14 protein-coding genes are annotated in these 24,192 nt (G+C 44.4%); 6 read left to right on the top strand and 8 right to left on the bottom strand.

Features of this window, described 5'->3' with window-relative positions; all coding sequences use genetic code 11:
- Positions 1 to 4 precede the first annotated feature (4 nt).
- On the top strand, positions 5 to 562 hold the full coding sequence (locus SIO70_RS18105) for a TetR/AcrR family transcriptional regulator (protein WP_320572961.1): 558 nt from the start codon (positions 5 to 7) through the stop codon (positions 560 to 562).
- 54 nt (positions 563 to 616) lie between these two features.
- Here SIO70_RS18105 and SIO70_RS18100 read toward each other — a convergent pair whose 3' ends face one another.
- The 5 genes from SIO70_RS18100 to SIO70_RS18080 form a co-directional block, all read right to left on the bottom strand.
- Positions 617 to 1,207: a hypothetical protein gene (locus tag SIO70_RS18100; RefSeq protein WP_320572959.1), complete on the bottom strand. Its 591-nt coding sequence runs from the start codon at positions 1,205 to 1,207 to the stop codon at positions 617 to 619.
- A gap of 88 nt (positions 1,208 to 1,295) precedes the next feature.
- Positions 1,296 to 3,272 carry a PAS domain S-box protein gene (locus SIO70_RS18095; RefSeq protein ID WP_320572957.1) on the bottom strand — a complete coding sequence of 659 codons (1,977 nt, stop codon included), beginning with the start codon at positions 3,270 to 3,272 and terminating at the stop codon, positions 1,296 to 1,298.
- Between the two features lie 106 nt (positions 3,273 to 3,378).
- Complete coding sequence (locus SIO70_RS18090) at positions 3,379 to 4,407, bottom strand: LLM class flavin-dependent oxidoreductase (RefSeq protein WP_320572954.1); 1,029 nt, start codon at positions 4,405 to 4,407, stop codon at positions 3,379 to 3,381.
- 115 nt (positions 4,408 to 4,522) lie between these two features.
- A complete protein-coding gene (locus tag SIO70_RS18085) occupies positions 4,523 to 6,727 on the bottom strand; it encodes a helix-turn-helix domain-containing protein (RefSeq protein WP_320572952.1) in 2,205 nt (734 codons plus the stop codon).
- Between the two features lie 116 nt (positions 6,728 to 6,843).
- Positions 6,844 to 7,758 (bottom strand): S-adenosyl-l-methionine hydroxide adenosyltransferase family protein, encoded by a 915-nt coding sequence (locus SIO70_RS18080; protein ID WP_320572951.1) that lies wholly within the window; start codon positions 7,756 to 7,758, stop codon positions 6,844 to 6,846.
- Between the two features lie 526 nt (positions 7,759 to 8,284).
- Here SIO70_RS18080 and SIO70_RS18075 point away from each other — a divergent pair.
- From SIO70_RS18075 to SIO70_RS18055, 5 genes are all read left to right on the top strand, one after another.
- The gene (locus tag SIO70_RS18075) at positions 8,285 to 8,794 is read left to right on the top strand and encodes a DUF4402 domain-containing protein (protein ID WP_320572949.1); all 510 of its coding nucleotides are present in this window, start codon (positions 8,285 to 8,287) and stop codon (positions 8,792 to 8,794) included.
- A 241-nt stretch (positions 8,795 to 9,035) separates the two neighbouring features.
- Positions 9,036 to 9,857: a hypothetical protein gene (locus SIO70_RS18070; protein WP_320572948.1), complete on the top strand. Its 822-nt coding sequence runs from the start codon at positions 9,036 to 9,038 to the stop codon at positions 9,855 to 9,857.
- Positions 9,858 to 9,884: 27 nt separating this feature from the next.
- Positions 9,885 to 10,409 carry a DUF4402 domain-containing protein gene (locus SIO70_RS18065; protein WP_320572946.1) on the top strand — a complete coding sequence of 175 codons (525 nt, stop codon included), beginning with the start codon at positions 9,885 to 9,887 and terminating at the stop codon, positions 10,407 to 10,409.
- A gap of 3 nt (positions 10,410 to 10,412) precedes the next feature.
- A complete protein-coding gene (locus tag SIO70_RS18060) occupies positions 10,413 to 13,067 on the top strand; it encodes a hypothetical protein (RefSeq protein WP_320572943.1) in 2,655 nt (884 codons plus the stop codon).
- A gap of 11 nt (positions 13,068 to 13,078) precedes the next feature.
- Positions 13,079 to 21,028, top strand: a complete 7,950-nt coding sequence (locus tag SIO70_RS18055; protein ID WP_320572941.1) for a hypothetical protein — start codon at positions 13,079 to 13,081, stop codon at positions 21,026 to 21,028.
- Between the two features lie 133 nt (positions 21,029 to 21,161).
- Here SIO70_RS18055 and yiaK read toward each other — a convergent pair whose 3' ends face one another.
- The 3 genes from yiaK to SIO70_RS18040 form a co-directional block, all read right to left on the bottom strand.
- Positions 21,162 to 22,133: a 3-dehydro-L-gulonate 2-dehydrogenase gene (gene yiaK, locus SIO70_RS18050; RefSeq protein WP_320572939.1), complete on the bottom strand. Its 972-nt coding sequence runs from the start codon at positions 22,131 to 22,133 to the stop codon at positions 21,162 to 21,164.
- A 64-nt stretch (positions 22,134 to 22,197) separates the two neighbouring features.
- Entirely contained in the window at positions 22,198 to 23,418 is a 1,221-nt protein-coding gene (locus tag SIO70_RS18045) for an ABC transporter permease (RefSeq protein WP_320572937.1), read from the bottom strand.
- A gap of 4 nt (positions 23,419 to 23,422) precedes the next feature.
- Positions 23,423 to 24,172 carry an ABC transporter ATP-binding protein gene (locus SIO70_RS18040; protein WP_320572935.1) on the bottom strand — a complete coding sequence of 250 codons (750 nt, stop codon included), beginning with the start codon at positions 24,170 to 24,172 and terminating at the stop codon, positions 23,423 to 23,425.
- Positions 24,173 to 24,192: the final 20 nt, after the last annotated feature.

The following is a 24,192-nucleotide window of genomic DNA, read 5'->3' as shown; positions in this document are numbered from 1 at the left end:
TCTAATGAAAAAGGAAATGATACGGATCATGACAATTGCCTCCAGGTTATTCGCTAAGCATGGATTACAGGCGACTACCATCGATACTATCAGTAGTCATTGTCAGATAAAAAAACGGGAATTCTATACTTATTTTGAAAGCAAAGAAGCGCTGATACGCGACATCCTTGCCGAATGGATCAGTAAGAGCGGAAAGCATTTGCGCATGATCCCTTCATTTTCCTTTAATGCAGTGATTGAATTGCAAACTTATTTCACCTTTATAGAAGATACGCTTGCAATGCTTAATCCCACGCTTATCGCTGAATTACAGAATGACTATATGGAACAATGGTTAAGATTGTCATATTTCCGTGACTCAGAAATTTTCCCTTTTGTAGTGCGTAATATAGAAAGAGGGTTATCAGAAAACATCTACAACCCCGACCTGGATAAATTCTTGCTGACAAGGTTATACTACTACCAGCTACAGGCAGTCTACCACGAAAAATCACTATTACATGAAATGCACCGTATATTCATACACGGTATAGTCAATAGTAAAGGGTTACATTTTACTTAAAATAAAAAAGCGCTTTTCCCTTTCGGCAAAAGCGCTTTTTTGTATATACGTTTATTAGTATTGTACCTTCACATCAGCGACAATATGATCTGAAGCCAGGCTCTTTACCTTCACAATCCCCTTTTTCCCGTTTCCATTCTTAAAGAATACCAGTAGTGGCAGATCAGTCGCGCCAAAAGTATTTTCATCATTTGTCACATACAGCTTCTTTAAAGTCACCGCATGTGTCAGCGTATCAAAAGCAGATACGGCAAAGGTATCAGCAGGTACATAATTGCGTACCAGCGACGTCTTTGCACCTGTAATATCCAGATCAAAGGATGCATCATCAGGACTCAGGAAATTCATCTGAATTGTTCCGAGATAATTGAACGCAAGATCAATATATTTACCCATTGTATCAGGAATTGCATTGTCTAAATAAACAGTTCCTGTAAAGGATGAGAATACACGTCCGTAAGTACTGCTATTGGGGCTCCAACCAATGTTAACATCCTGGAAGGTGACAACGCTGTCAGCTCCGGTAGCCGGGGTTGTAACGGTAGTATCGGTGTTATTGTCTGTACCACCCTCTGTAGCCCCTTCTTTAGTACAGGCTGAGATTGCAATCGCGATCATTAAAACCGGCAGCAAAAGTTTCTTCATAGGAAAGGATCTATTATTTATTACAAAAATATGAATATTTTATAATAAATATGTAATATATGAACAGAAAGCCCGAATTCGCTGGCTATCAACCGATAAAAACGGGTAGGATCACAATAAATGTAGCTCCCTTCCCCTCTTCTGACTCGGCATAGATCACTCCATGATGCGCGGTCACGATTTTCTGACATAGGGCCAGTCCAATACCGCTGCCTTCATATTCGCCTCTTCCATGCAGGCGCTGGAATATTACAAAGATCTTTTTCGCATAGCTGGGTGCAAAACCAATACCATTATCAGTTACCCGGATCTCGCAGTATGGCGTTCCATTCTGCAGCTGCGGATGTTCCGCTACTTCCAGGCCGGATAAATGGCGGCTATGGATCTTAATAAGCGGTTGTTTATCAGGCTGTGTAAATTTCAGTGCATTGCTCAGGAGGTTATGAAAAAGTTGTGTCATGTGCAACGGAATACCCTGTACGGTGCATAGGGCATCCATCTCAATCACGGCATCCTTTTGCTGAATAAGGATATCCAGGTCCGCGACTACCTGCTGGATGGTTTTATGAAGCGCTACGGCTTCGAACAGGTGATCCTGGCGGGATACCCGTGAAAAGGCCAGGAGGTCCTGAATCAATGTAGTCATGCGGGTAGCGGCATTCCGGATGATTCCGAGATTGCGCATACCGGTTTCGTTCAGCTGGTCCTGGTATTTATCCTGCAGGAGTGCGGAGAACATATTGATCTTACGCAACGGCTCCTGCAAATCATGGCTGGCTACATAGGCAAACTGCTCCAGGTTCTGGTTCACAATATTCAGGTCGATATTGGCCTTTTTTAGCTCGCTGGTGCGCATTTCTACCATACGCTCTAGTTCTACCTTATTTTCAATCTGTTGCTGGCGAATCACCTTTTCCTGGCGAAGGTCGCGGGAAATAGTGGCTTTGCCCTGTGAGACACCGGTTACAGTGTCCAGCACACGCATAGTGGTAACAGATACCGGAATCGCTTCGCCGGTTTTAAAATGACGATAATTCAATTCGCCGGACCATTGTCCTTTTTCTATAACAGCTGTATTGATTTCGTGCATAATGGCTTCCGTCACTTCCGGGAAGAGGAAATCGGTATTGGACCTTTTCGCATCTTCCAGGCTATCTAATCCAACGAGTTGAAGTCCGGCAGGGTTTACGTAAGTAACGATGCCTTCTTCATCAGACAGGCTCACAAAATCGCGGCTGTTTTCCAGCAGGGCCAGTAACTTCTGTTGCTCCTGTTTTGCCTGCAGTGCAGGTCGCAGATCGCGGAGAGTGGCGCCCCGGCCAATAATCTTGTCAGAATCCGCATCCTTAATAGCGATAAAGTCGGCATAACAAGGTATGCGCTCTTTCGTCACCATATGCTGGATGTGAATATTGCCGGACCATTTTCTACCTGCGAGAAGGTGGGTATATACTTCATCACTCATGAACTGGAAATCAGCAGGGTGAAAAAGTTCTTTATTGACAAGTGTAGTAATATCAAATTCATCAGAAATACCAAGCAACTTTTTGCCAGCGGTATTCATATAGAAAAAGCGTCCCTGGTTATCAGCAGCAGCCATGTAGTCAGGGCTGTTTTCGACAAGGGCGATCATCAGCTCTTCCCTTTCCCGGTCTTCGATTTCTTTCGTAATATCCTGTGCGGTGCCGGCAAAGCGGTAGGCAGTGCCATCGGGATGGAAATAGGATTTTCCCTTACAATCGAGCCAGCGATGCTTTTTGTCCTGCGCACCGATGGTACGAAACCGCACGGAATATTCTCCGCTGCTTCCGGGTTGTAAAGCATTGGTGACTGCCTGATCAACCCTGTTTTTATCATCGGGATGGATGTACTTCAGGAGGTCCTGGTATTCAATCACATGGTCTTCCGGAAACCCAAACAGTTCCCTGCAGCGATCGTCCCATTTTACTTCCTTTTTCAAAGGGTCCATGTTCCAGGTACCCAGTCCGGCTGACAGGAGTGCAAAGCGCATCCATTCTTCATTATTATTTTCACTGAAGTTGCCAGTATCTAATTGCTTTTCCATGCGTATGAGCAGTACGTTTAAATTCTACCTGGCATCTGATATAGGAGCCACCCGACATACTACAACAAGTATACCGGATAATACGCACATTATGTATTATTTTTTTTCAATCAGTATTCCTGGTTTCAAGTTGGAATTGTTCTGCCAGCAGCTCATATGAACGGAAACGGTCCTCTGCTTTGTCAGCCATAGTAGCAATGACAATCTCATCTACCTGATAATCATCTGCCAACTTCGTCAATTTCATTTTCACATTGGAAGGTGTACCTGAAATCATACGGGCCCTGTTAGCCATCACACGTTGCCATTCCATATCCGTGTATTCGTAATCTCTCACCTCTTCCCAGGTGGGGTAAACGTCAAATTTGCCCTTTTCAAGACTGAGAAGGCGGTAGTCCATCATGGCTTGTAATTCATCTGCTTTCTCCTGAGTATCAGCGCAGAAAACGAAGATACCCACGTTGGCTTCCGGATGAGAAAGGAAGGTAGAAGGCTGGAAACGATCCCGGTAAGTTCTCACTGCCTGCGGACCGCCTACCGGATAAATAAAATGAGCAAAGGATAAAGCCCAACCCTGCCTTGCAGCCAGGAGACCACTTTCCCCACTGCTGGTCAACATCCACAAACCGGGGAAGGTGTCGATGTGGGGAATGGCTTTTACCTTTTCGTGAACGGTACCAAGGGCATCGCTATCGGTGAGGTAGCCTTCAAGATCGTGAATTTGCTGTACGAACTCCCTGGGTTCGAAGCTGTTGGATGGATTGAGTACATGTGCAGTGAGGCGGTCACCACCGGGAGCACGGCCTATACCGAGGTCAATACGGTTAGGATAGAGGGCTTCCAGCAGGCGGAAGTTTTCCGCAACTTTCAGGGTGCTGTGGTTCGGTAGCATAACGCCACCGGAACCAAGGCGGATGTATTTGGTAGCAGCTGCCAGGCGGGCGATGAGTATTTCAGGCGCGGCGCCGGCGAGTGCCCGGGTGTTGTGGTGTTCTGAAAGCCAGTAGCGGGTGAAGCCGAGGCGGTCCGCCAGTTTGGCTAATTGTATGGATTCCTGGAGGGCTTCAACTGCGTTGGAGCCTCTGCGGATGGGAGATTGATCTAGTACGCTGAGTCTTATTTTCCTGTCTGACATATATTTTAGAATTATCGTTCCAAAATTAAGGAATAATAATGATTGCGTGTTTAAAAATTAAAGTTCCTACCGCTGGTTGCATGTAGCAGGCGGTAAGAACGTTAATGTGTGTGATTTATTCTTTCTCTGTTGCCTTCTTCCAATACTGTTGTACAGCTCTCACTTCGCCCCAGCTAACATTATCTCCCAATCTCGCTTTAACAGGTGCAGATGCCGTTACGCCCATTTCCTTCACCAAAGGCAGGATCAGTTGAATTTTTTCCTCACTAAGTACCTGTTTTAATTCCAGCTCTCCCTGCCCGATGGCATCTGCCAGGTGGCTTTCAATGGTACTCACTGCCAGATTTCTGGCTGTTGCAATATCAGCTAATGACTGCCCTGCCTGGAACATCTCTACAGAATCCCTGCGACTACCACCTGCCTCCCGTTTCTTTGCCTTCTCTTTTTCCTTTTCCCTTGCAGGCGTACGCATTGCTGCATAATCCGGTAATCCTTCATTAAAACGCAAATCACCATAACTGGCATTTACGAATCTGAACAACCGGTTCCACAGGAACTCTTCCAGCATCATCAGCTGGGCTGTATATTTCTTAATCTTTGGAATATCTTTTACCAGTTCCAATTCCCGCCGGATAGGCTGGATAAGTCCTTCATACATATCCTGGGTAAAATAAGCCACTGCCCTGGTCACTCTTTCCTTTAGCAATGTAGTATCCCCATCAGTCAGCAATTGATCCAGCAAAGGTTCTAACTGAGTCCGGAAGCGGTTCCCTACATCCTGTAACTGCGTCGCTTTTAGTTGCAGGTTACGGCTCAGGGTGAGGGCGCTCTCCATTCCATTCATCTTCTTATCTCTTAGCCAGATAGCGTGCAATTGTAGTTCAGATGCAATCTTTTCGGCACTGAATAGCTTTATCAGCTGTGCCGCCCAAAACACCAGTTTCTCCTTTTCCAGGTTGGCAAAGAGGTGGCCTACTTCAGTTTCCCTGTTAGAATAATCCAGCACCTTTTCATCCGTGCGGATTGCGCCAGGATGAATCCGGGTATTGAGTACCAGGCCTTCCAGTGAAGTACAGCGGCTGAGCGCCACATATACCTGCCCGGGAGCAAAAGCATTCCCGGCATCAATAATTGCTTTTTCGAAGGTTAGCCCCTGGCTTTTGTGAATGGTAATAGCCCACGCTAACCGGATAGGATATTGTGTAAAACTGCCCACTTCTTCTTCCTCTACCGTACCTTCTGTTTTATTCAGCGAGTACCGGATATTGCGCCAGGTTTCCTTTTCCAGCACCAGTGTTTCATTACTGCCGGCCAGTACGACTACAATTTTATTATCATCGATCACACGTTCTACAGTAGCCAGTTTACCATTGAAATAACGACGTGGCTCAGCCAGGTCATTTTTGATAAACATCACCTGTGCACCGGGTTTGATTTGCAAAAGCATATCTGTAGGTAGCGCTTTATCACTGAAATCACCTTTTATTTCACCGGTGAAGCGATAGATCTCCCCTGGCATATTTGCGAGCCGTGCGGCATTGATTTCATCTGCACGGCGGTTATGTGTAGTGAGTACGATGTACTGATCACCTTCTCCTGTAAACTGTGGATCATAGCGTTCATTCAGGGTTGTAATCCCTTCCCAGTCAAGTGTACAGTTACGCACACCATTAAGTATATCGATGAAAGTACGTTCATTTTGCCTGTAGATCTTCTTCAGTTCAATATATATAGGCGGTGCCTGTTGCAAGACACGTGCATGAAAGAAAAACACGCTTTCATAGTGTCCTTTCAGTAACTGCCATTGATCGTCCGGCATCACGGGTGGCAACTGAAACAGATCTCCTATATATAGAACCTGCACACCGCCGAATGGCACCAGTGGCTGGTTACGGAAGTGACGTAGAATAGCGTCGATAGCGTCCAGTGTATCGGAGCGCACCATGCTGACCTCATCGATGATGAGGAGTTCCATTTCCCTGATCAGTTCCTTTTTTTCATAATTGAAACGGATATTCCTGAAAAGGGCATGCGTATCCGTTACGCCATTATCTACGCCGAACAGGTGTGCACCTGATGGGACATATGGGCCAAAGGGCAGTTGAAAAAAGGAGTGCATGGTCACACCTCCCGCATTGATGGCTGCAACACCGGTAGGCGCAACTACGACAGTATTTTTAGATGTGTTTCCCCTGATGTATTTGAGAAAAGTTGTTTTACCTGTTCCGGCTTTTCCGGTCAGAAAGATATGACGGTTTGTTTCGTTTATATAATTTGCCGCCAGGTGAAACAGGTCATTGGTATGATCCGGTTGTGGCATAAGCTGGTGCTACGCTGAGCTGTTTTTTTAATGTTTTGAATGGCTGTGAAATTAAGCAAAAAAGTGCGATAAAAAGTTTATTCATTCTGTTCATTCCTTTTTCGCAATTTTTATGCTTATCCATTTTTTGAACTAATTTCTACTTTCCAATCGGGTCCGCTATAAATGTGGTATCTTAAAGAAAAGCTTTCCATGTTTAATGCAAACGATACATTTAGAAGGCTATTGAGATAAGCCAGTGGCGCGCCATCCGGCACTGCGGAAAAGGTAGTTACGTAAGGCATATCTCCGTTATATACTAATGTATCACCGTGGAAAATTTTCACATGCAGGGTATCGCCTGTTTGTAATTTCAATTGATTTAAAGTAGCGCCGTCAATATTGGTCCAGATGTTTCCATACTGAATATCCAGTACGGGAATATTACCACTAATGACATGATTCCTGTAAACAGGCTCCTGGAAAGGGATCCGTACCACGCTATCTGGTAGTTGAGGACCTACCTGTTCAAAGGTGATCGTGCCGGAAGCCAGGCGGGCAGCGGTGTAGGCGTATACATCCCTGCCATGGAAAGTGTAAGATTCCCCGGAGTGCTGACGGCGATTACGGGATTCATCAATTTCGCGAATGGCGGCAATACCCAGTTGTTTTGCTACAAGGGTAAGAGTACCATTATCAGGAGTGACAAAAAAATGTCCGCTCCTGGTTTTTAATACCACAGATTTTCGGGCAGAACCCACACCGGGGTCTACCACAGAGACAAACACGGTACCAGCAGGCCAGTAAGGAGCCGTTTGCTGTAAACGGTATGCTGCCTCCCATATATTGTATGCAGGAATCTCATGCGTAAGGTCAAATAACTGAAGCGCCGGAGATACCCCGATAGCGACTCCCTTCATTTCTGCAACGGCCCCATCTTTAAGACCGAAGTCAGTTTGAAAAACGATGAGTTTGTTCTGGGCAAAGGCTCTGTGGTGGGCAAGAGCAGAGAAGCTGCAATAGAAAAGTGCGAAAATGAGAAGTTTGTTCATGGGAGTTTGCTGAATTAAATGACTGATAGGATTCCAGGCTGAGGTACATTATACGAAATTAATTTATTTGTCTAATTCGAAATGCAATTGTAAGATGAAGCATTTGCTTGAATGAGCTGGCAAAGTCAAATGGACATATAGATAATAAAAATTAAAGACATTAAAATTCAGGAAAACCTGATCACAAACGGAATTACATTTTGCCAAAGGAGACATTAAGATAAATAACCAAATTCCATTTAATGTTTATTCGAATTTCGGCTAATATTGGAGCGTGCTTAAGCTTTGACTATCAACAAAGTTTTTTTATATATTGGAAAATATTTGTAATATGCATTGTCTGATTATGCAATAACCAATGTTCCGCGCATGCATTCTTTTACCTACATAAGAATGTTAATCTAGCCTATATTCATAAAATAACCCATAGTAATGCATCTTTTAAGGCCTCACAACCAGGTGATGAATAATCACTTAATTCCCCATGAGTAATTATTTCTCAACATATAGAAAAATTAAAAACAACATGAAAAACAATCTTATCCTTACCACTTTTGTGATGGCAGGTATAGCTACCGGTGTGCATGCCCAGGAAACTGCCTCTGCCACAGCTACCGCCACCATTGTTACACCTATCAGCATTACGAAAGATGTTGATATGAACTTTGGTAATGTTGCCGTTCAATCCACTACAGGTGGTACAGTGGTCTTATCACCTGCCGGCGGACGTACCAGAACAAATGGTGTTACCCTTCCAACCACTGCAGGAACAGTCTCTGCAGCCTCCTTTACTGTAAGTGGTACCGGAGCATACACTTACACGGTTACATTACCTTCTTCAGCTCATACTATCAGCAGCGGCGCTAATACTATGACAGTAACACTGTTTACCAGTACACCATCAGGAGCAGGTGGTCAATTAACTGCAGGAGAACAAACACTGAATGTTGGTGCCACGCTGAATGTTGGTGCTGCACAACCATCAGGTGTATATGTTTCAGATACCCCCTTTGATGTAACTGTAAATTATAACTAACCATATCATATACCTATACCGGTTACAGTACAGATACCGCACTCAGTACTTTCAATTCAATATCGTTTAGTTAAGCATACTAATGCTCGTAACAATACATAATAAGCGCCGTTAGAAGCCCGGTGTTTGAAGGAAACGTGCATTAAATAATAAAACACAAAGAGAATATTATTGTATGCTACAAACCCGTTGCTCCTAACGGAGCTTAACTAAACGACATTGATTTCCAATTAATTTATTTATGAAATCCATTTTACTTATAATTTTTATTGCCTGGGTCTTACCAATAAAAACAATAGCACAGGGAAACCTTTTAATTACACCGGTGAGAGTGGTCTTTGAAGGACAAAAGAAAATGCAGGAACTGAACCTGGCTAATACAGGGAAGGACAGTGCAAAATATCTTATCTCTTTCATGGAAATCAGGATGAATGAAGATGGGACATTTGACAAGATCAATGAACCTGATTCCGGACAACATTTCGCCAGTAGTAATCTGCGATATTTTCCACGTACTGTTATACTAGCGCCTGGTGAAGCACAATTAGTAAAAATACAAACGATTAAAACCAATCAGTTAACAGCAGGTGAATACCGCTCTCATATTTATTTCCGGGCTGTACCTCATGAAAACCCTTTAGGTGAACAGATACCCGCAATGGATTCCGCAGGAATATCTGTAAAACTAATTCCTGTTTTTGGTATTACTATTCCTGTCATTATAAGGATAGGTGCCTCTACTACAAAAGTGACTATCTCAGACCTCGCAATGGATGACAGTATCCCTTACCAATTGAATATGTTATTTACCCGTACTGGTAATTTTTCAGTATACGGGGACATTACGGTCAATTATATTTCTCCGCAGGGAAAAACAACAAAAGTAGGTACTGTAAACGGGCTGGCCATATATACTCCAAATACAAAACGCCATTTTCATATGAAGCTTGATAATAAAGCAGGGATTAATTTTCATAAAGGCAGGTTACAGGTAATATACAACACTAAGACTGATAACACACCAGCATCGGAACTTGCGCAAACCGAACTCGAATTAAAATAAAGCAGAATAGACCATACACCTCAAACGATGATTCGTAAAATTCCATCCGGAAGTAACATAATGAATACGCTGGCAGGTGTATTAACATGTCTGTTTTTTGTACAACTATCAGCCCATGCACAGGAGCCGCCTCCACGGCCTATTTCTATTTATGTTAATCCTGCACAGGGGCTCATTTTTGGAGCTTTCTTCCAGGGTCCAACAGGCGGCACTGTTACTATTTACCCTGATGGTTCAAGAGTTGTAACAGGAAGCATCGTACAGGCTAATCTGGGCTTTCCATTTTCTCCTGCCATATTTGAAGTAGATGCTAATCCCGGTACCCTCATTACCATCATGAACGGTTCGGATGCAACGCTCACAGGCAGCAACGGGGGAACATTATCCATGCATATAGGTACATCCAGTACAGGTTCTCCATTCGTTGCCACCGCTACCTCCCCTGCACGAACACTGGTAAGGATAGGTGGCACACTCATAGTAGGTGTTCCACTCGCAAATCCGACAGGGTCGTATAGCGGTACCTTTTCGGTCACATTTATACAGCAATAAAAAATGATATCAACCAATAACAGCATCACCAAAATCATTCGCGGCACCCTGCGTATGACATTGTGTGTTCTGTTATTGATACTCACAGCACTTTCTACGGCTCATGCAATCGGAGAAGATGATCCTCCATTTTATGAAACATCCGTATTCATGGTAGTTCCGGGCCTTGGCGGACAGGAAGTTTCCGGTGTTGTCAATAATGATTCCGTATACCTCTCCATTACAGACGTATTTAATTTTTTAAAGATCAGGAATAATATATCCGCTGGCATGGATAGCGTTTACGGATATTTTATTAATGAAAATGCCCCTTTCCTGATAGATAAAGTCAATAAACGGATTCATTACCAGGGTAAAGTATTTAACCTCCATAAGAATGATTTTGTACTGACAGAAACCAGCCTTTATCTGGAAGTTGGTTACTTCAGTAAAGTGTTTGGGCTGGACTGTAAATTCAATTTCCGTAATCTCTCCATATCACTGAATACAAAAGTGGAATTACCCGCCATCCGTGAAATGAAACAGGAACTGATGCGCCGGAATATTAACCGCCTGAGAGGCAAGGTGAAAGCAGATACAGTTATCCAACGCCGTTATCCCCTGTTTCAGTTTGGTGTTGCCGACTGGTCGGTGGTGGCCACGCAACAACTACCAGGTGTAAAAAACACCTGGCTGAATCTGTCCATGGGTGCAACCCTCGCCGGCGGAGAAGCAACCGTATCTCTTAATTATAATGATTATGCCCGTCAGCAACAACGCTACAGCCATGATAGTAATGCAGTAAGACCTTTTGACGAGCGGCAGCAATATTACCGCTGGCGCTATGTAAACAATGATCACCATGCACTACGGCAGATCATTGCAGGAAAGATTTTTACACAGTCTACATCTTCTATCTTTGATCCGGTAGTAGGATTTCAAGTTACTAATACTTCTACCTCCTTCCGCCGTTCATTCGGATCCTTTACCTTAAGTAATTTCACCGGCCCCGGCTGGACAGTTGAACTATATGTAAACGATGCCCTTGTAGATTACACCACCGCCGATGCATCCGGATTTTTTACGTTCCAGGTACCCCTGGTATATGGCAACTCTATCCTGAAACTCCGTTTTTATGGCCCCTGGGGAGAAGAACGTACCAGCGAAGAAAATATCAGTATCCCCTTTAATTTTCTTCCCTTACATGAATTTGAATATACAGCCAGCGGAGGCATTGTTCAGGATAGTCTACACAGCCGGTTCTCGCGTGTACAAATGAACTATGGCCTTACACGCCGCATAACCTTAGGTGGTGGTGTTGAATACCTCTCCTCCGTTTCAAACGGAAAGAAAATAATGCCATTTGCAATTACATCCCTGCGGATTACGCCTACTATGTTATTTTCTGGTGAGTATACACATGGTGTGAGAACAAGAGGGATATTGAGTTACCGGCTGCCATCCAATCTTCAGCTGGACCTTGATTACACCCGCTATGCGAAAAATCAGAAAGCAATTATCTACAACTACCGGGAAGAGCGGAAAGTGGTCATATCCAAACCTTTTTTGAATCGCACATTTTCATTGTTCACCAGGATTACACTCGACCAGATCATTTTACCTCAAAGCAATTATACTACGGTAGATTGGCTGTTATCCGGCTCGCTGTACAAGGTAGGCACCAACTTCACCACCTATGCTGTTTTTCTGCCAAAAGAAAAAGCATTCGTGTACAGTAACCTCGCATTAGCCTTCCGCCTGCCCGGACAATTAATTGTTACACCACAGGTGCAATATGAATATAATGCTCACAGAGTGATGACGGCAAGATGCGAAGTAGGAAAATATTTTTTCCGCAATGGATATGTCAATGCATCTTTTGAAAAAAATTTCAGAAACAACGTCAGTAATATCACGATCGGTCTACGATATGACTTTTCATTTTCACAGATCGGCTTCTCCGCACTACGCAGCAGCGGCGTAACATCATTGGTACAATCAGCCAGGGGAAGCCTGATGCATAACGGTGAAACCGGCTACACCAGTGCTTCCAGCCGCAGCCGTGTAGGTACCGGAGGCGTGGTGCTCCTCCCCTTCCTTGATCTGAACGGCAATGGAAAAAGAGACCCTGGTGAACCAAGAGTATGCGGCCTTAGAATAAATTCCAATGGAGGCAGGGTTTTCCATGATCTGCGTGATACCACTGTACGTATCACAGAAATGGAAGCCTACGAAAACTATTTCATTCAGCTGGAACGTAGCAGTTTTGAAAATATAGCCTGGCAGATAAAGAAACCCGTGATCAGTGTAATGATTGAACCTAACCAATTGAGATTGATTGAAGTACCTGTTTCGATTATAGGGGAAGTAGCCGGTTATGTATACCAGATAGACAGTAACGATGAGAAAAAAGGCCTGTCGCGTATGAAGGTTTGTATCCTGAGAGAGGATGGCTCACAGGCAGCATGTATTCAGACAGAGTCCGATGGATATTTCAATTTCATAGGATTAACACCCGGCAAATATATTGCTGAACTGGATAAACAGCAGGTACATAACCTGAGAATGAAAGTTACTCCACTGACGATTCCTTTCCAGATAACCAACAACAGGGATGGAGATGTAATAGATGGACTTGAGTTTACCACCTCTAAGATCCGTGATCACAAAGAGCATTAATAGCAAAGCATATGCGCATTCACAGAAAAATATTATTGTCAGCCCTTTTGCTTTTGCCTCTCTTCACTATGGGCCAGACAAGCTGGACAGGTGCCAGCAGTACTTCGTGGAATAATGCCGGCAATTGGACTGCCGGTGTACCTACAGCTACTGTAGATGCAGTGATTGGGGATGCCAGTTTTACAGGTCCCTTCCAGCCTACTGTAAACGTTTCTGCTGCCTGTAAATCACTCACTGTTGGTGCTGGTACAGGAACACCTGTGCTGACGCAGAATAAAAGTCTGACCGTGGCCGGTAACCTCACCATTGCTTCCAGCGGAAGGATCAACCAGTCAAGCGTTAACCTTACTGTTAAAGGCAACTGGGTTAACAACGGTATCTACTTTACTTCAGGTACTAATTCAAGAGTAACATTTGCAGGCACTACCCAGTCAATAAGTGGCACTGTTTCTTCTACTTTCAGAAAGGTAACTGTGAACGCAGGCAGTACTGTTACCTTGAATATAAACACTTCTATTACCACTACTTTTGCCGTGAACGGCACATTCATCCCCGCAGAAAATGCCACTCCTTTAGTCATATCCGGAACCACCACATTATCCGTGGGAGCATCCGGTATATTAAAGGTGAATGCATCCACTTTTGCAGGCAATTACGCACAATCCGGAACCGTTACGCTCTCCGCAGGATCAACCGTTGACTACAGCGCTACCCTGGTGAATCAAACTGTCTTGCAATCACTTACCTATTCCACGCTCAGAATCAGTGGATCCGGGACCAAAACTGCCGGTGGGAACTTAAACGCATTGAATTCCACTACCGCTACTGCAGGAAACATCACGGTAAGTGCAGGTACACTGGACCTTTCTACTTTCACTGCTAACAGGGGTACCATTGTTGCAGGCGGTACCCTGACTGTATCCAATGGCGCCACATTGAAAATAGGTGGTACCACTACATTCCCGGCTAATTACAGTACCAACTCCCTTAGCTTAACCAGCACAGTAGAATATTCAGGTACCAATCAAAGCGTTGCGACAATGTCATACGGTAACCTGACATTGTCCTCATCCAGCGGGGCCGCCATAAAAACAATGCCTGCCACCGACTTTACAGTAGTAGGTAACCTCACAAGTACGATCGGGTCCGGTACATCTGTGAGCTTTACAGCAGCATCGAATATTACAATAAGCGGTAACTTAACAATAGGCGCTTCCACTACTTTCAGCGGCAACAGCTTCACACATAATATTTTTGGTAACTGGGTAAATAACGGCACTTTCACAGGAAATACCAGTACAGTTAATATAGCAGGTGCCAGTTCTTCTATCAGTGGTACAGGCACACATAATTTCAATAATCTTTCTCTTAATGCCTCCAATATTACCGCTGCAGCTACCAGCAATATCACCGTAACCGGTAACCTGGCTACCACAGGGGCAGGATCATTTACACATGCCGTCGGCGGTACATTCACACTATCCGGTACAACAAAAACAATTACAGGTACAGGTCTTATATTTGATAACCTCACCATTTCCGGGACCGTAGCCTCCACCAGCAGTATTACAGTAACAGGTAATCTATCCGTTTCCGGTAGTTTTACAAACACCAACAACACTGTCACCATGAGCGGCACTGCTAAAACCATTGTAGGAGGTGGTACAATCACATTCAGCGCATTATCTGTTCCAGGTACCATTACAACTACCAATAATTTTTCAGTGAATAATTCCATTGACGTAAGCGGTAGTTTCACTGCCAGTGCGGGTACTGGTACCTTTACGGGTGCCAGCACACTCAACGGAACAGCCAACCTTTTTAATGTAACACTGAATGGTACTTCACTTCAATTATCCACTAACGCCGTACTTGGTATTGCAGGCGCTTATACAATAACTGCCGGTACCTTAAATGTGACGACCTCTACTCCCAATACGGTCAACTATAATGGCAGTGGTGCACAAACCGTTACGGCAGGCAATTATGGAAATCTCATCTTATCTAATGGCAGTACTAAAACAGCAGGTGGCGCGATTACGGTAAACGGTGATCTTACAATTGCAGCATCCACCACTTTTAATGCGTCCTCATTTTCACATACAATACTAGGGAACTGGACGACAACAGGTACATTTACTGCATCAACCAGCACCGTTTCGTTTACAGGTACTACAGATGTTACTATCAACGGTGTTACTACTTTCAATACTCTCACCATCAACAAATCTGCTACTTCCAACCAGGTGACTATCCTCAGTAATGTGGATGCAGCTACCCTGAATATGACCAGTGGTGGCATGCAAACCGGCAGCAATACTATCAATATTACAACAAACCGTAGCGGAAACGGTATTATAATAGGTACCATAAAACACACACATAGTTTTGCATCAGGCACCGCCTATGCATTTGAAGGACCTAATAATACCATCACATTTTCAGGGGTGAACTTATTGCTTACTTCTGTTACCGTAACGGTCACCAAAGGATCGATCAGTGATTTCCCATTTGGAGGGTCTATTAACCGGGTATATAATATTCAATTAACAGGTACGGTTGTATCCCTGGCTACACTCCGGTTACACTACGAAGATGCAGAACTGAATGGTAATAATGAATCTTCCATCCAGCTATGGCATTATAATGGGTCAACATGGGGGGTATCCGGCAAAACAACTAACAGTACCACCTCTAATTACGTTGAACAAATCTTATTACTGGACGTAAGTAACCGCTGGACGCTCTCTGATGATATAAGCCTGGTACGGTGGAACGGCTCTGTGAGCAGTGACTGGTTTACAGCAGGCAACTGGACAACCGTACAGGGCACTCCTTCAAGACCACCGGCGGCCACAGATATCGTGGAAATAGGCACAACTGCCTTTACCAATCAACCTGTTATTGCTACGAGTGCAGCCGTAGCAAAAAGTATCACGTTTGGAAGCGTGCAGGCAGTTACGCTCACATTAAATAACGGTGGTTCTTTAACCACACAGGGAAATATCAGCGGTACATGGTCAGCCAATGCCACACATACTATCAATGCCAATAACCAGAATATTACCGTAAACGGAGATCTGACGCTCAGTGATGGTACAACAAGCCATGCAATCAATCTTAACATGGGAACAGGTACCACTACTATTACAGGTTCGCTGACTGAATCAGGTGGTGCCAATGTGACCTTCTCAGGGGCGGGCGCCTTGATTATAGGCGATGACTTTAATTACACCAGTGGTACCTTCACCCCCTCCACCAGCACTGTTACTTATAATGGCAGTGTCGCACAAACCGTGGCAAGAGTCACCTACAACAATCTTGTCGTGAATAAAACAATTGGTATCGCAACTATCAATTCCCCGACTACTGTGAATGGTAATCTTACCGTCACATCAGGTGAACTGGATATCAACGCCTCCTCCACTATAACCGGAGATGTAAACATTGCCTCAGGTGCCACCCTGAATGGTGATGGCATCACTACTACTGTTGGCGGCAATTGGAATAACAGTGGTACTTTCCTATCATTAAGCGGTACCATTTTACTCAATGGCAGTGGTCCACAAACCATTTCTGCCACTACATTTAATAATTTTACGATTAACAAACCAGGTAGTACGGCCACACTTACCGGGAATTTAACAATTAATGGTAATGTATTATTTAGCGCCGGTACATTGAATATTACAACATTTACTATTAACAGAAGTTCTGTCGGTGGTACACTTACCGCTGCCAATGGAACAACATTGCTGCTCAGTGGGGCTAATAATGTACCGGCAAACTTCAATACTTATATTGTGGGCGATGCCAGTGTTATACACTTTAATGGTACCGTTGCACAAACTATACCACCGATAATTGTGGGCACCATTATATTCAGTAACAGCGGCACTAAAACATTAACGGGGCCTCTTACAGTGAACGGTGACCTCACCATCAACAGCGGCGCCACATTCGACGCAAATAGCAATACCATAAACCTGGGCGGTAACTGGGTCAACAGCGGTACCTTTACTTCCGGTACAGGTACTGTCATCCTGAATGGAAGCAGTAAAACCATTACAGGTAATACCACCTTTAACAAGTTAACTATTTATGGCAGTTATGCTGTAAGTGGAAGCGATATCACCTACAATGGTCTGTTAAACATTACTTCCTCCGGCTCCTTCGATGGGGGTTCCGGTCAGGCAACAATAAGCGGAGACCTGACCAACAGTGGCTCGCTAATAAGTAACGGTACCACTACATTCGCAGGAACCAGTGTGCAAACCATCCGCCTGTTAAATGCCATTACCTCGAACTCAAGCGGTATCATCAATTTTAACGGAAATGTTTCTCCTGTACTGAACTCTACCAGCGCCCCCATATTTGCAACACTCAACATCAATAATACTGCAGGGATAAATCCAAGCGTAAACTGGACCATAGCCATTGCATTCAACATCAGCAGCGGCGCTACGTTTAATGGGGGAGCTCCTACACATAATATCCTCGGAAGCTTCACCAATAATGGTACTGTCACCAGCAGTGGTACAATCAATTTCATTCCTTCCGCAACACAAACCATCAAACTGGCAGGCACCAGTTTTTCAAGCACTGGTACCGTTATATTCGGGGGCTCAGGCGCTATAATTGTTACAGGTACACCTACCGCTTTAAATAATGTAAACGTCACCAATATCAACGGCGTAACACCAGCAGCCAACTGGAATATAACAGGCAACTTCCTGATAGCGAATAATGCTGTTTTTAACGCGGGTAGCAATACTTTTACCGTGGCAGGAGATATGGAAAGTGATGGTACATTAAATGGCGGCACCTCCCTGTTTACGCTGAGTGGTACCAACGCACAACTTACCGGCAGCCCTGGAACCACCTTCTATGATCTGACGATCTCAGGCACCCTTATGGCCAACAGTGATTTTAACGTATCTCATAACTTTACCAATAACAATAGTTTTGATGCTACCATAGGAACCGTCACGATGACTGGTTCTACTCCTTCTGTAATAAGCGGAACAGCCGCTTCTTTTGATCTGGCACAGATTGCCATCAGAAAAAATACCGGCGCTACTACCACGCTGGCAAAAAACATAACGGCTGTAACAGATCTGCATATTCACAGCGGCATACTGGATGCCGCTACATTTACCATCACCCAGGACCCCGCTGGCGGAACATTCAGCATTGAGGACAACTCATTTTTTAAAATAGGTGGTACAAATTCATTGCCCACCTTCACCACATATGCATTCGATACGTTAAGCAGTGTAGAATATAACGGAAGTACGCAAACAGTATCTTCTGCTACACCATATGGCGATCTCACCATTTCAACCACCGGTACTAAAACAGCTACTGCTGCTTTATATATATTAAGTGACTTCACCCTCACCAATGGCACCTTTGTGCCGGGAACGTTTTCAGATACCATCAATGGCAACTGGAATATGACAAGTGGTACTTTTACCAATACAGGAAGTACCTTTGTCTTTAACGGAACAGCACCGCAAAGTATCAACTCCACCGGAGCATTCAATAATCTCACCGTTAATAAAACGACAAACCCCATCACACTTGCCTCTAATGTAACAACAAACGGGATACTTAAATTCAGTGCAGGTAAGATACAAACAGGCAGCAGTTTTAGTGTAATAATTCCAGCAGGTGGTAGCGTCACAGGGGCCGCACAGGGTACCGGATGGGTAAATGGGAAATTACAGAAAAATATAGCTACCGGCTCTGCTGTATCCCGCACTTTTGAAATAGGCGATAATACTTCTTATACACCGGCTACAGTCCTTTATGCCAGTGTTACCAATTCCGGCAATCTCAGCGCTGTAACCACCACTCCGGATCATCCCAACATCAGTACTTCAGGTATTAACACTAACAAAAGTGTAAACCGCTACTGGTCATTTACCAACAACGCTACTGTTTTCACAACAGCATCTGTTACAGTTAACTGGGTAGCTACAGACGTAGATGCAGGAGCTACTACCGCAAACTTTAAGGTGGCCAGTTATAATGGATCTTCATGGTCTTTACCTTCTACGGTTTCTCCTCTTTCTACTTCTATACAGGGAACAGGACTTAGCTTCGTTGGAGATATTGCAATAGGTGAACTGGTAAACAGCGCTACCTGGACAGGCGCTACCAGCACCGACTGGTATCTTAACGGGAACTGGTCAACCGGGTTTGCACCGCTCATTACCACTGATGCGATTATTCCTTCCAGTTTAACCAATTACCCGGTGATAACCACGGGTACAGCTACCGTTCAAAGCATTACTATACAAAACGGTGCTTCTGTCACTGTCAATGGTGGCGCCATGCAGATTGCAGGTACTATTACCAATAGCGGTACTTTCACTACCAGTAATGGCAGCATCGAACTTATAAGCATCACGGCACAAACAATACCTGCGGCCGCATTTGCAGGTAACCTGATCAAAAACATTACAATAAATAATAGTGCAGGCGTAACATTAGGCGGTACGTTGCAGGTCTCCGGCATATTAAAAGCCACTACCGGTCAGTTCAGCACAGGTGGTTTCCTTACCCTCCTGTCCACAGCTACGCAAACAGCGTTGATAGATGGCAGTGGATCGGGCTCTGTAACAGGTAACGTAACCATGCAACGCTACCTGGCTTCCGGTTTTGGTTATAAATATGTCAGCTCCCCTTTCACAGCTGCTACAGTGAATGAATTTGCTAATGACCTGGACCTAGCCGCCACCTTCCCTACTTTTTATAAGTACGTAGAGAACCAGGCTTCCTCAGGATATACTGTCTATACAACAACTACGAATATACTCACACCCATGGTGGGATATTCTGCCAACTTTGGCAGTTCTTCATCGCCTAAAACAATTGATATGACAGGCGTCGTGAATAATGGTAACATTACCTCGCCAACAATATACAACCATAACCAACCGTACACACTCGGTTTTAACCTGGCAGGAAATCCCTACCCTTCTCCGGTTGACTGGAACGCTTCGGGGGGATGGACAAAAACAAACATTGATAACGCGCTTTATTATTTCAATGCCGGTACTACCAACCAATATACCGGTACTTACTCCACTTATATCAATGGAATTTCCAGCGATGGCATAGCCAATAATATCATTCCTGCCATGCAGGGATTCTTTGTCCATGTAAGCAATGGCACCTATCCTGTTACCGCATCTTTTGCTGTCAATAATATCGCCAGGGTAAACAACCTGACACCTAACTATCACAGGGATGCACCATCAACCGTACCATTACTTCGCCTCAATGCATCCTTTGCAGATGAAGCTATGCCGGAAGATGCAACTGTTATCTATTTTGATAATTCCGCTACCCTTTCAACAGACCCTGAAATGGATGCGCTTAAACTGATCAATACAGATCCTTTGGTGCCTAATCTCTATTCATTGTCCGATACGACAAAACTATCTATCCATGCCCTTCCTTATGTGCAGGATAGCACCAGCAGGATACCGTTAGGATTGATCACGCAAAGGTCAGGATGGATTACGTTTAAAGTACAGGACCTTGAGAGAATACCTTCCGGTCTGCACATTTATCTGCATGATGAAAAAACAAATATTACCCAGGACCTGCAACGCAACCCCAGTTATCGCCAACTTATTGAAACAGGAAAATACAACAACCGCTTCTCGCTGGTATTTAGTCTGAAAGACCTTTCTCCATCGGAAGAAAATGCGACTGATACATTTAACGTGTACAGTGCCGGCCGCAAAATATACGTATACCTGGACCTTGCTTCAGGAGATAAAGCCGGCATTATGCTAAGTAACATGTCCGGACAGGTAATCCTGCGTCAACAATTATCAGGCAAAGGTTATCACGACCTGGGACCTTCTTTCAGCAGCGGCATCTATATAGTAAGTTACTATTCGCAGAAAGGATTGCGATCTAAGAAAGTTTTTGTAGGATATTAAACACAATATCGTTTGATTAATTGCTATGTGTGCAATTCAATTTTACTTTTGAACAAAATAATGAGCGCCATATGACCAATAGTTGGAATTGGGCTTCGATATATTTCAGAAGAAAACCCAATTCCAATCTCACTTAAATAGATTTTACCTGCTTCCACATTTCCTCATTCACTGGAATACCTTCCTGTAAATTTTCCATTCTTGTCTTATAAGTATTCTCTCCCGGAAAACTAATCTGATCCGGATTTTCAGATTTAGTATATTCTAAGATACCCGCTATCAAACTTTCATGGAAATCAGGTTTATGAATCGCAATGAAACATTGTGACACGCCAAACTCCTTTCCACTAGCTGTAATCTGCTCTACAGAGCGTCCCCCGGTCAGGGCTCCTAATAGCACATCCAACATGAGGGCTAATCCGGAACCTTTCCATAAACCAATAGGTAATGCCCGCTTCGTTTTCCTTATCTCTGCAGGGTCCTTTGTAAGTGCTCCATTACTATCATATCCTCCTTCGAATGGCAGTTCTTTGTGTTTCAATTCATACTCCTGCATCTTGCCATAAGAATACTGAGACATGGCCATATCCAGCACAATTGGGTGTTCAGGGCGGGGTACAGCTATTACTAATGGGTTATTGCCAAGGCGGGGAATTGTACCTCCCCAGGGCGGCATGCTACCCATTGCATTGGTAAAACAAATACCTATACAATCTGCCTGGGCTGCCTGCCAGCCGTAAGTACCACCACGCATCCAGTGGTTGGTATTGCGGATGCCTACGATACCGACACCGTATTGTTTAGCCAGTTCAATGGCACGATCCATACATACAGTGGCATTGAACATACCAGCACCATTGTATCCTTCCCATGTTTCAATCAGACTATATTTCTCTACCATTTCCGGAGTGGCATTGGGGTCTACGAGGCCATCTTTTATCAATTGCGCAAATACAGGAAAACGGTTTAATCCGTGGGAATAGACACCGTCACGGCTGTTATCAGCAAAGATACCGGCGACAATGCCGGCCTTTGCAGTGTCAAAACCAAGGTCAATCAATTTCTCTATAAAAACCTGTTTAAGCTCTTCGTACTTTACTCTCATGATAAAATAATTTATTCTTACTGCAAAAAAATTTGCAGGATAATGATCAACTAAACGTAATATCCTACTCATACCTCAACGCCTCTATAGGATCTAACTTCGATGCCTTCTGTGCCGGATAATACCCAAAAAACACACCTGTAGCTGCACATACCAAAAACGACAACACTATAGACGACTCCGACACCAACGTTGGCCAGGACAAAAATATTGATATCAACTTCGCCGATGTGATTCCTAATACCACCCCAATTATCCCTCCCGTTATACTAATCATAATCGCCTCTATCAAAAACTGCATCAATATATCAATACCCCTCGCGCCTATTGACATCCTCAACCCTATCTCCCTCGTACGTTCCGTCACTGACACATACATGATATTCATAATCCCAATCCCTCCTATCACCAGCGAAATTCCGGCTATTGCCGTCAATAATATAGTCAGCAAATTGCTCGTAGAGCTCAATGTAGCGATCAACTCCGCCATCGTGCGCACCTGGAAATCGTCCTCATCTGCTGCACGCAGACGATGCTGTTTGCGAAGTATACCCGTGATCTCATCTGTCGCCGCATCCGAAGCACTTTCACTCACGGCAGAAGCGAAAATGGTACGAAAATAAATAGACGCTAATATCCTCTTCTGCACAGTCGTATATGGCGCGAGGATCGCATCGTCCTGGTCCTGACCGAAAGAGCTTTGTCCTTTGGCTTCCAGCACACCTATTACCTGGAAAGGAATATTATTAAAGCGAATGATTTTCCCAATCGGATTATCGCCACTGGGGAATAAATTTGTCACCACTGTCTGGCCTAATAAACACACTTTTGCTGATGCACGAACATCTTCTTCACTGAAAGGTATACCGTCCTTCAGGGCCCATTGACGAATATCTAAATAAGACGGGCTCACGCCATAAATAGTAGTCGGCCAGTTCAGCGCGCCATTGATGGATTGTCCGCTGCTATTTGCTGCTGGCGATACCGCACTTACATTTACCGCCTGCTTACGGATGGCCTTCACATCATCAATGGTCAGGGTATTGACAGAGGACCCTCCCAGCCTGGCTCCACCAGCTACATTGCTGCTGGGCATAATCGTGATCATATTGGATCCCATGCTGGATAACTGTGACTGAATGCTCTGCTTACTCCCCTGTCCAATCGCCACCATAGCTATCACAGCCGCCACACCGATGATGATACCCAGCATGGTCAGAAAAGCCCGCAGCTTATTGCGCAGCAGGGCTTTGAAAGCAATCCTGATGAGGTTTAATATATTCATACATTTAATAATCATCTGAGACCGGCAGGGAAGCCAATGCTTCCTTTGCTGATCTTACATTTTCATTCTTTGTATCTTTCACCACTTTCCCATCGCGCAATGTGACCGTACGGCTGCTAAATGCAGCAATGTCAGGTTCGTGGGTAACGAAGACAATTGTTTTACCCTGCTCCCTGTTTAGTTCCTGCATAAGCGCCATGATCTCGTAGGAGGTACGCGTATCCAGGTTTCCCGTCGCCTCATCCGCTAATATCATCACAGGTTCATTTACCAGCGCACGGGCTATCGCTACACGCTGCTGTTGTCCACCAGAAAGCTGATTGGGCGTATGATCCATGCGCTCTGCCAACTTCACCGCTTCCAGTGAATGAATGGCTTTCTTACGACGATCCTCATGACTGATCTCCATATTGTACAGCAAAGGCAATTCTACATTCTCCAATGCCGATGTACGCGGAAGCAGGTTGTATGACTGAAACACAAACCCTATTTTACGATTACGTAGCTGCGCCAGTTCATTCCGGGAAAGTTGTCCGATGTTTACACCGTCCAGTAAGTAGGTACCTTCCGTAGGTTTGTCAAGACAACCCAGTATGTTTAGTAAAGTTGTTTTACCGGAACCACTGCTTCCCATAATGGTGACGAACTCACCCGCAAACACATCGAAGGTGACGCCTTTGAGCGCACGAACGGTTTCTGTGCCCATATGGAATTCCCTTTTGATTTGTTGTATTTCCAGTATCTTTTTGCTCATCGTTTATAATGAATGGAACA

Origin of the sequence: Chitinophaga sancti, assembly GCF_034087045.1 — a bacterium.
GTDB lineage: Bacteria > Bacteroidota > Bacteroidia > Chitinophagales > Chitinophagaceae > Chitinophaga > Chitinophaga sancti_B.
Note: the sequence above shows the minus strand (reverse complement) of the source record. Positions and strands in the feature narration are given on the sequence as shown.

Excerpts from the sequence above, each read along its gene's own strand:
- SIO70_RS18105 (WP_320572961.1), top strand. The coding sequence starts at position 5 with ATGAAAAAGGAAATGATACGGATCATGACAATTGCCTCCAGGTTATTC.
- SIO70_RS18100 (WP_320572959.1), bottom strand. The coding sequence starts at position 1,207 with ATGAAGAAACTTTTGCTGCCGGTTTTAATGATCGCGATTGCAATCTCA.
- SIO70_RS18095 (WP_320572957.1), bottom strand. The coding sequence starts at position 3,272 with ATGGAAAAGCAATTAGATACTGGCAACTTCAGTGAAAATAATAATGAA.
- SIO70_RS18090 (WP_320572954.1), bottom strand. The coding sequence starts at position 4,407 with ATGTCAGACAGGAAAATAAGACTCAGCGTACTAGATCAATCTCCCATC.
- SIO70_RS18085 (WP_320572952.1), bottom strand. The coding sequence starts at position 6,727 with ATGCCACAACCGGATCATACCAATGACCTGTTTCACCTGGCGGCAAAT.
- SIO70_RS18080 (WP_320572951.1), bottom strand. The coding sequence starts at position 7,758 with ATGAACAAACTTCTCATTTTCGCACTTTTCTATTGCAGCTTCTCTGCT.
- SIO70_RS18075 (WP_320572949.1), top strand. The coding sequence starts at position 8,285 with ATGAAAAACAATCTTATCCTTACCACTTTTGTGATGGCAGGTATAGCT.
- SIO70_RS18070 (WP_320572948.1), top strand. The coding sequence starts at position 9,036 with ATGAAATCCATTTTACTTATAATTTTTATTGCCTGGGTCTTACCAATA.
- SIO70_RS18065 (WP_320572946.1), top strand. The coding sequence starts at position 9,885 with ATGATTCGTAAAATTCCATCCGGAAGTAACATAATGAATACGCTGGCA.
- SIO70_RS18060 (WP_320572943.1), top strand. The coding sequence starts at position 10,413 with ATGATATCAACCAATAACAGCATCACCAAAATCATTCGCGGCACCCTG.
- SIO70_RS18055 (WP_320572941.1), top strand. The coding sequence starts at position 13,079 with ATGCGCATTCACAGAAAAATATTATTGTCAGCCCTTTTGCTTTTGCCT.
- yiaK (WP_320572939.1), bottom strand. The coding sequence starts at position 22,133 with ATGAGAGTAAAGTACGAAGAGCTTAAACAGGTTTTTATAGAGAAATTG.
- SIO70_RS18045 (WP_320572937.1), bottom strand. The coding sequence starts at position 23,418 with ATGAATATATTAAACCTCATCAGGATTGCTTTCAAAGCCCTGCTGCGC.
- SIO70_RS18040 (WP_320572935.1), bottom strand. The coding sequence starts at position 24,172 with ATGAGCAAAAAGATACTGGAAATACAACAAATCAAAAGGGAATTCCAT.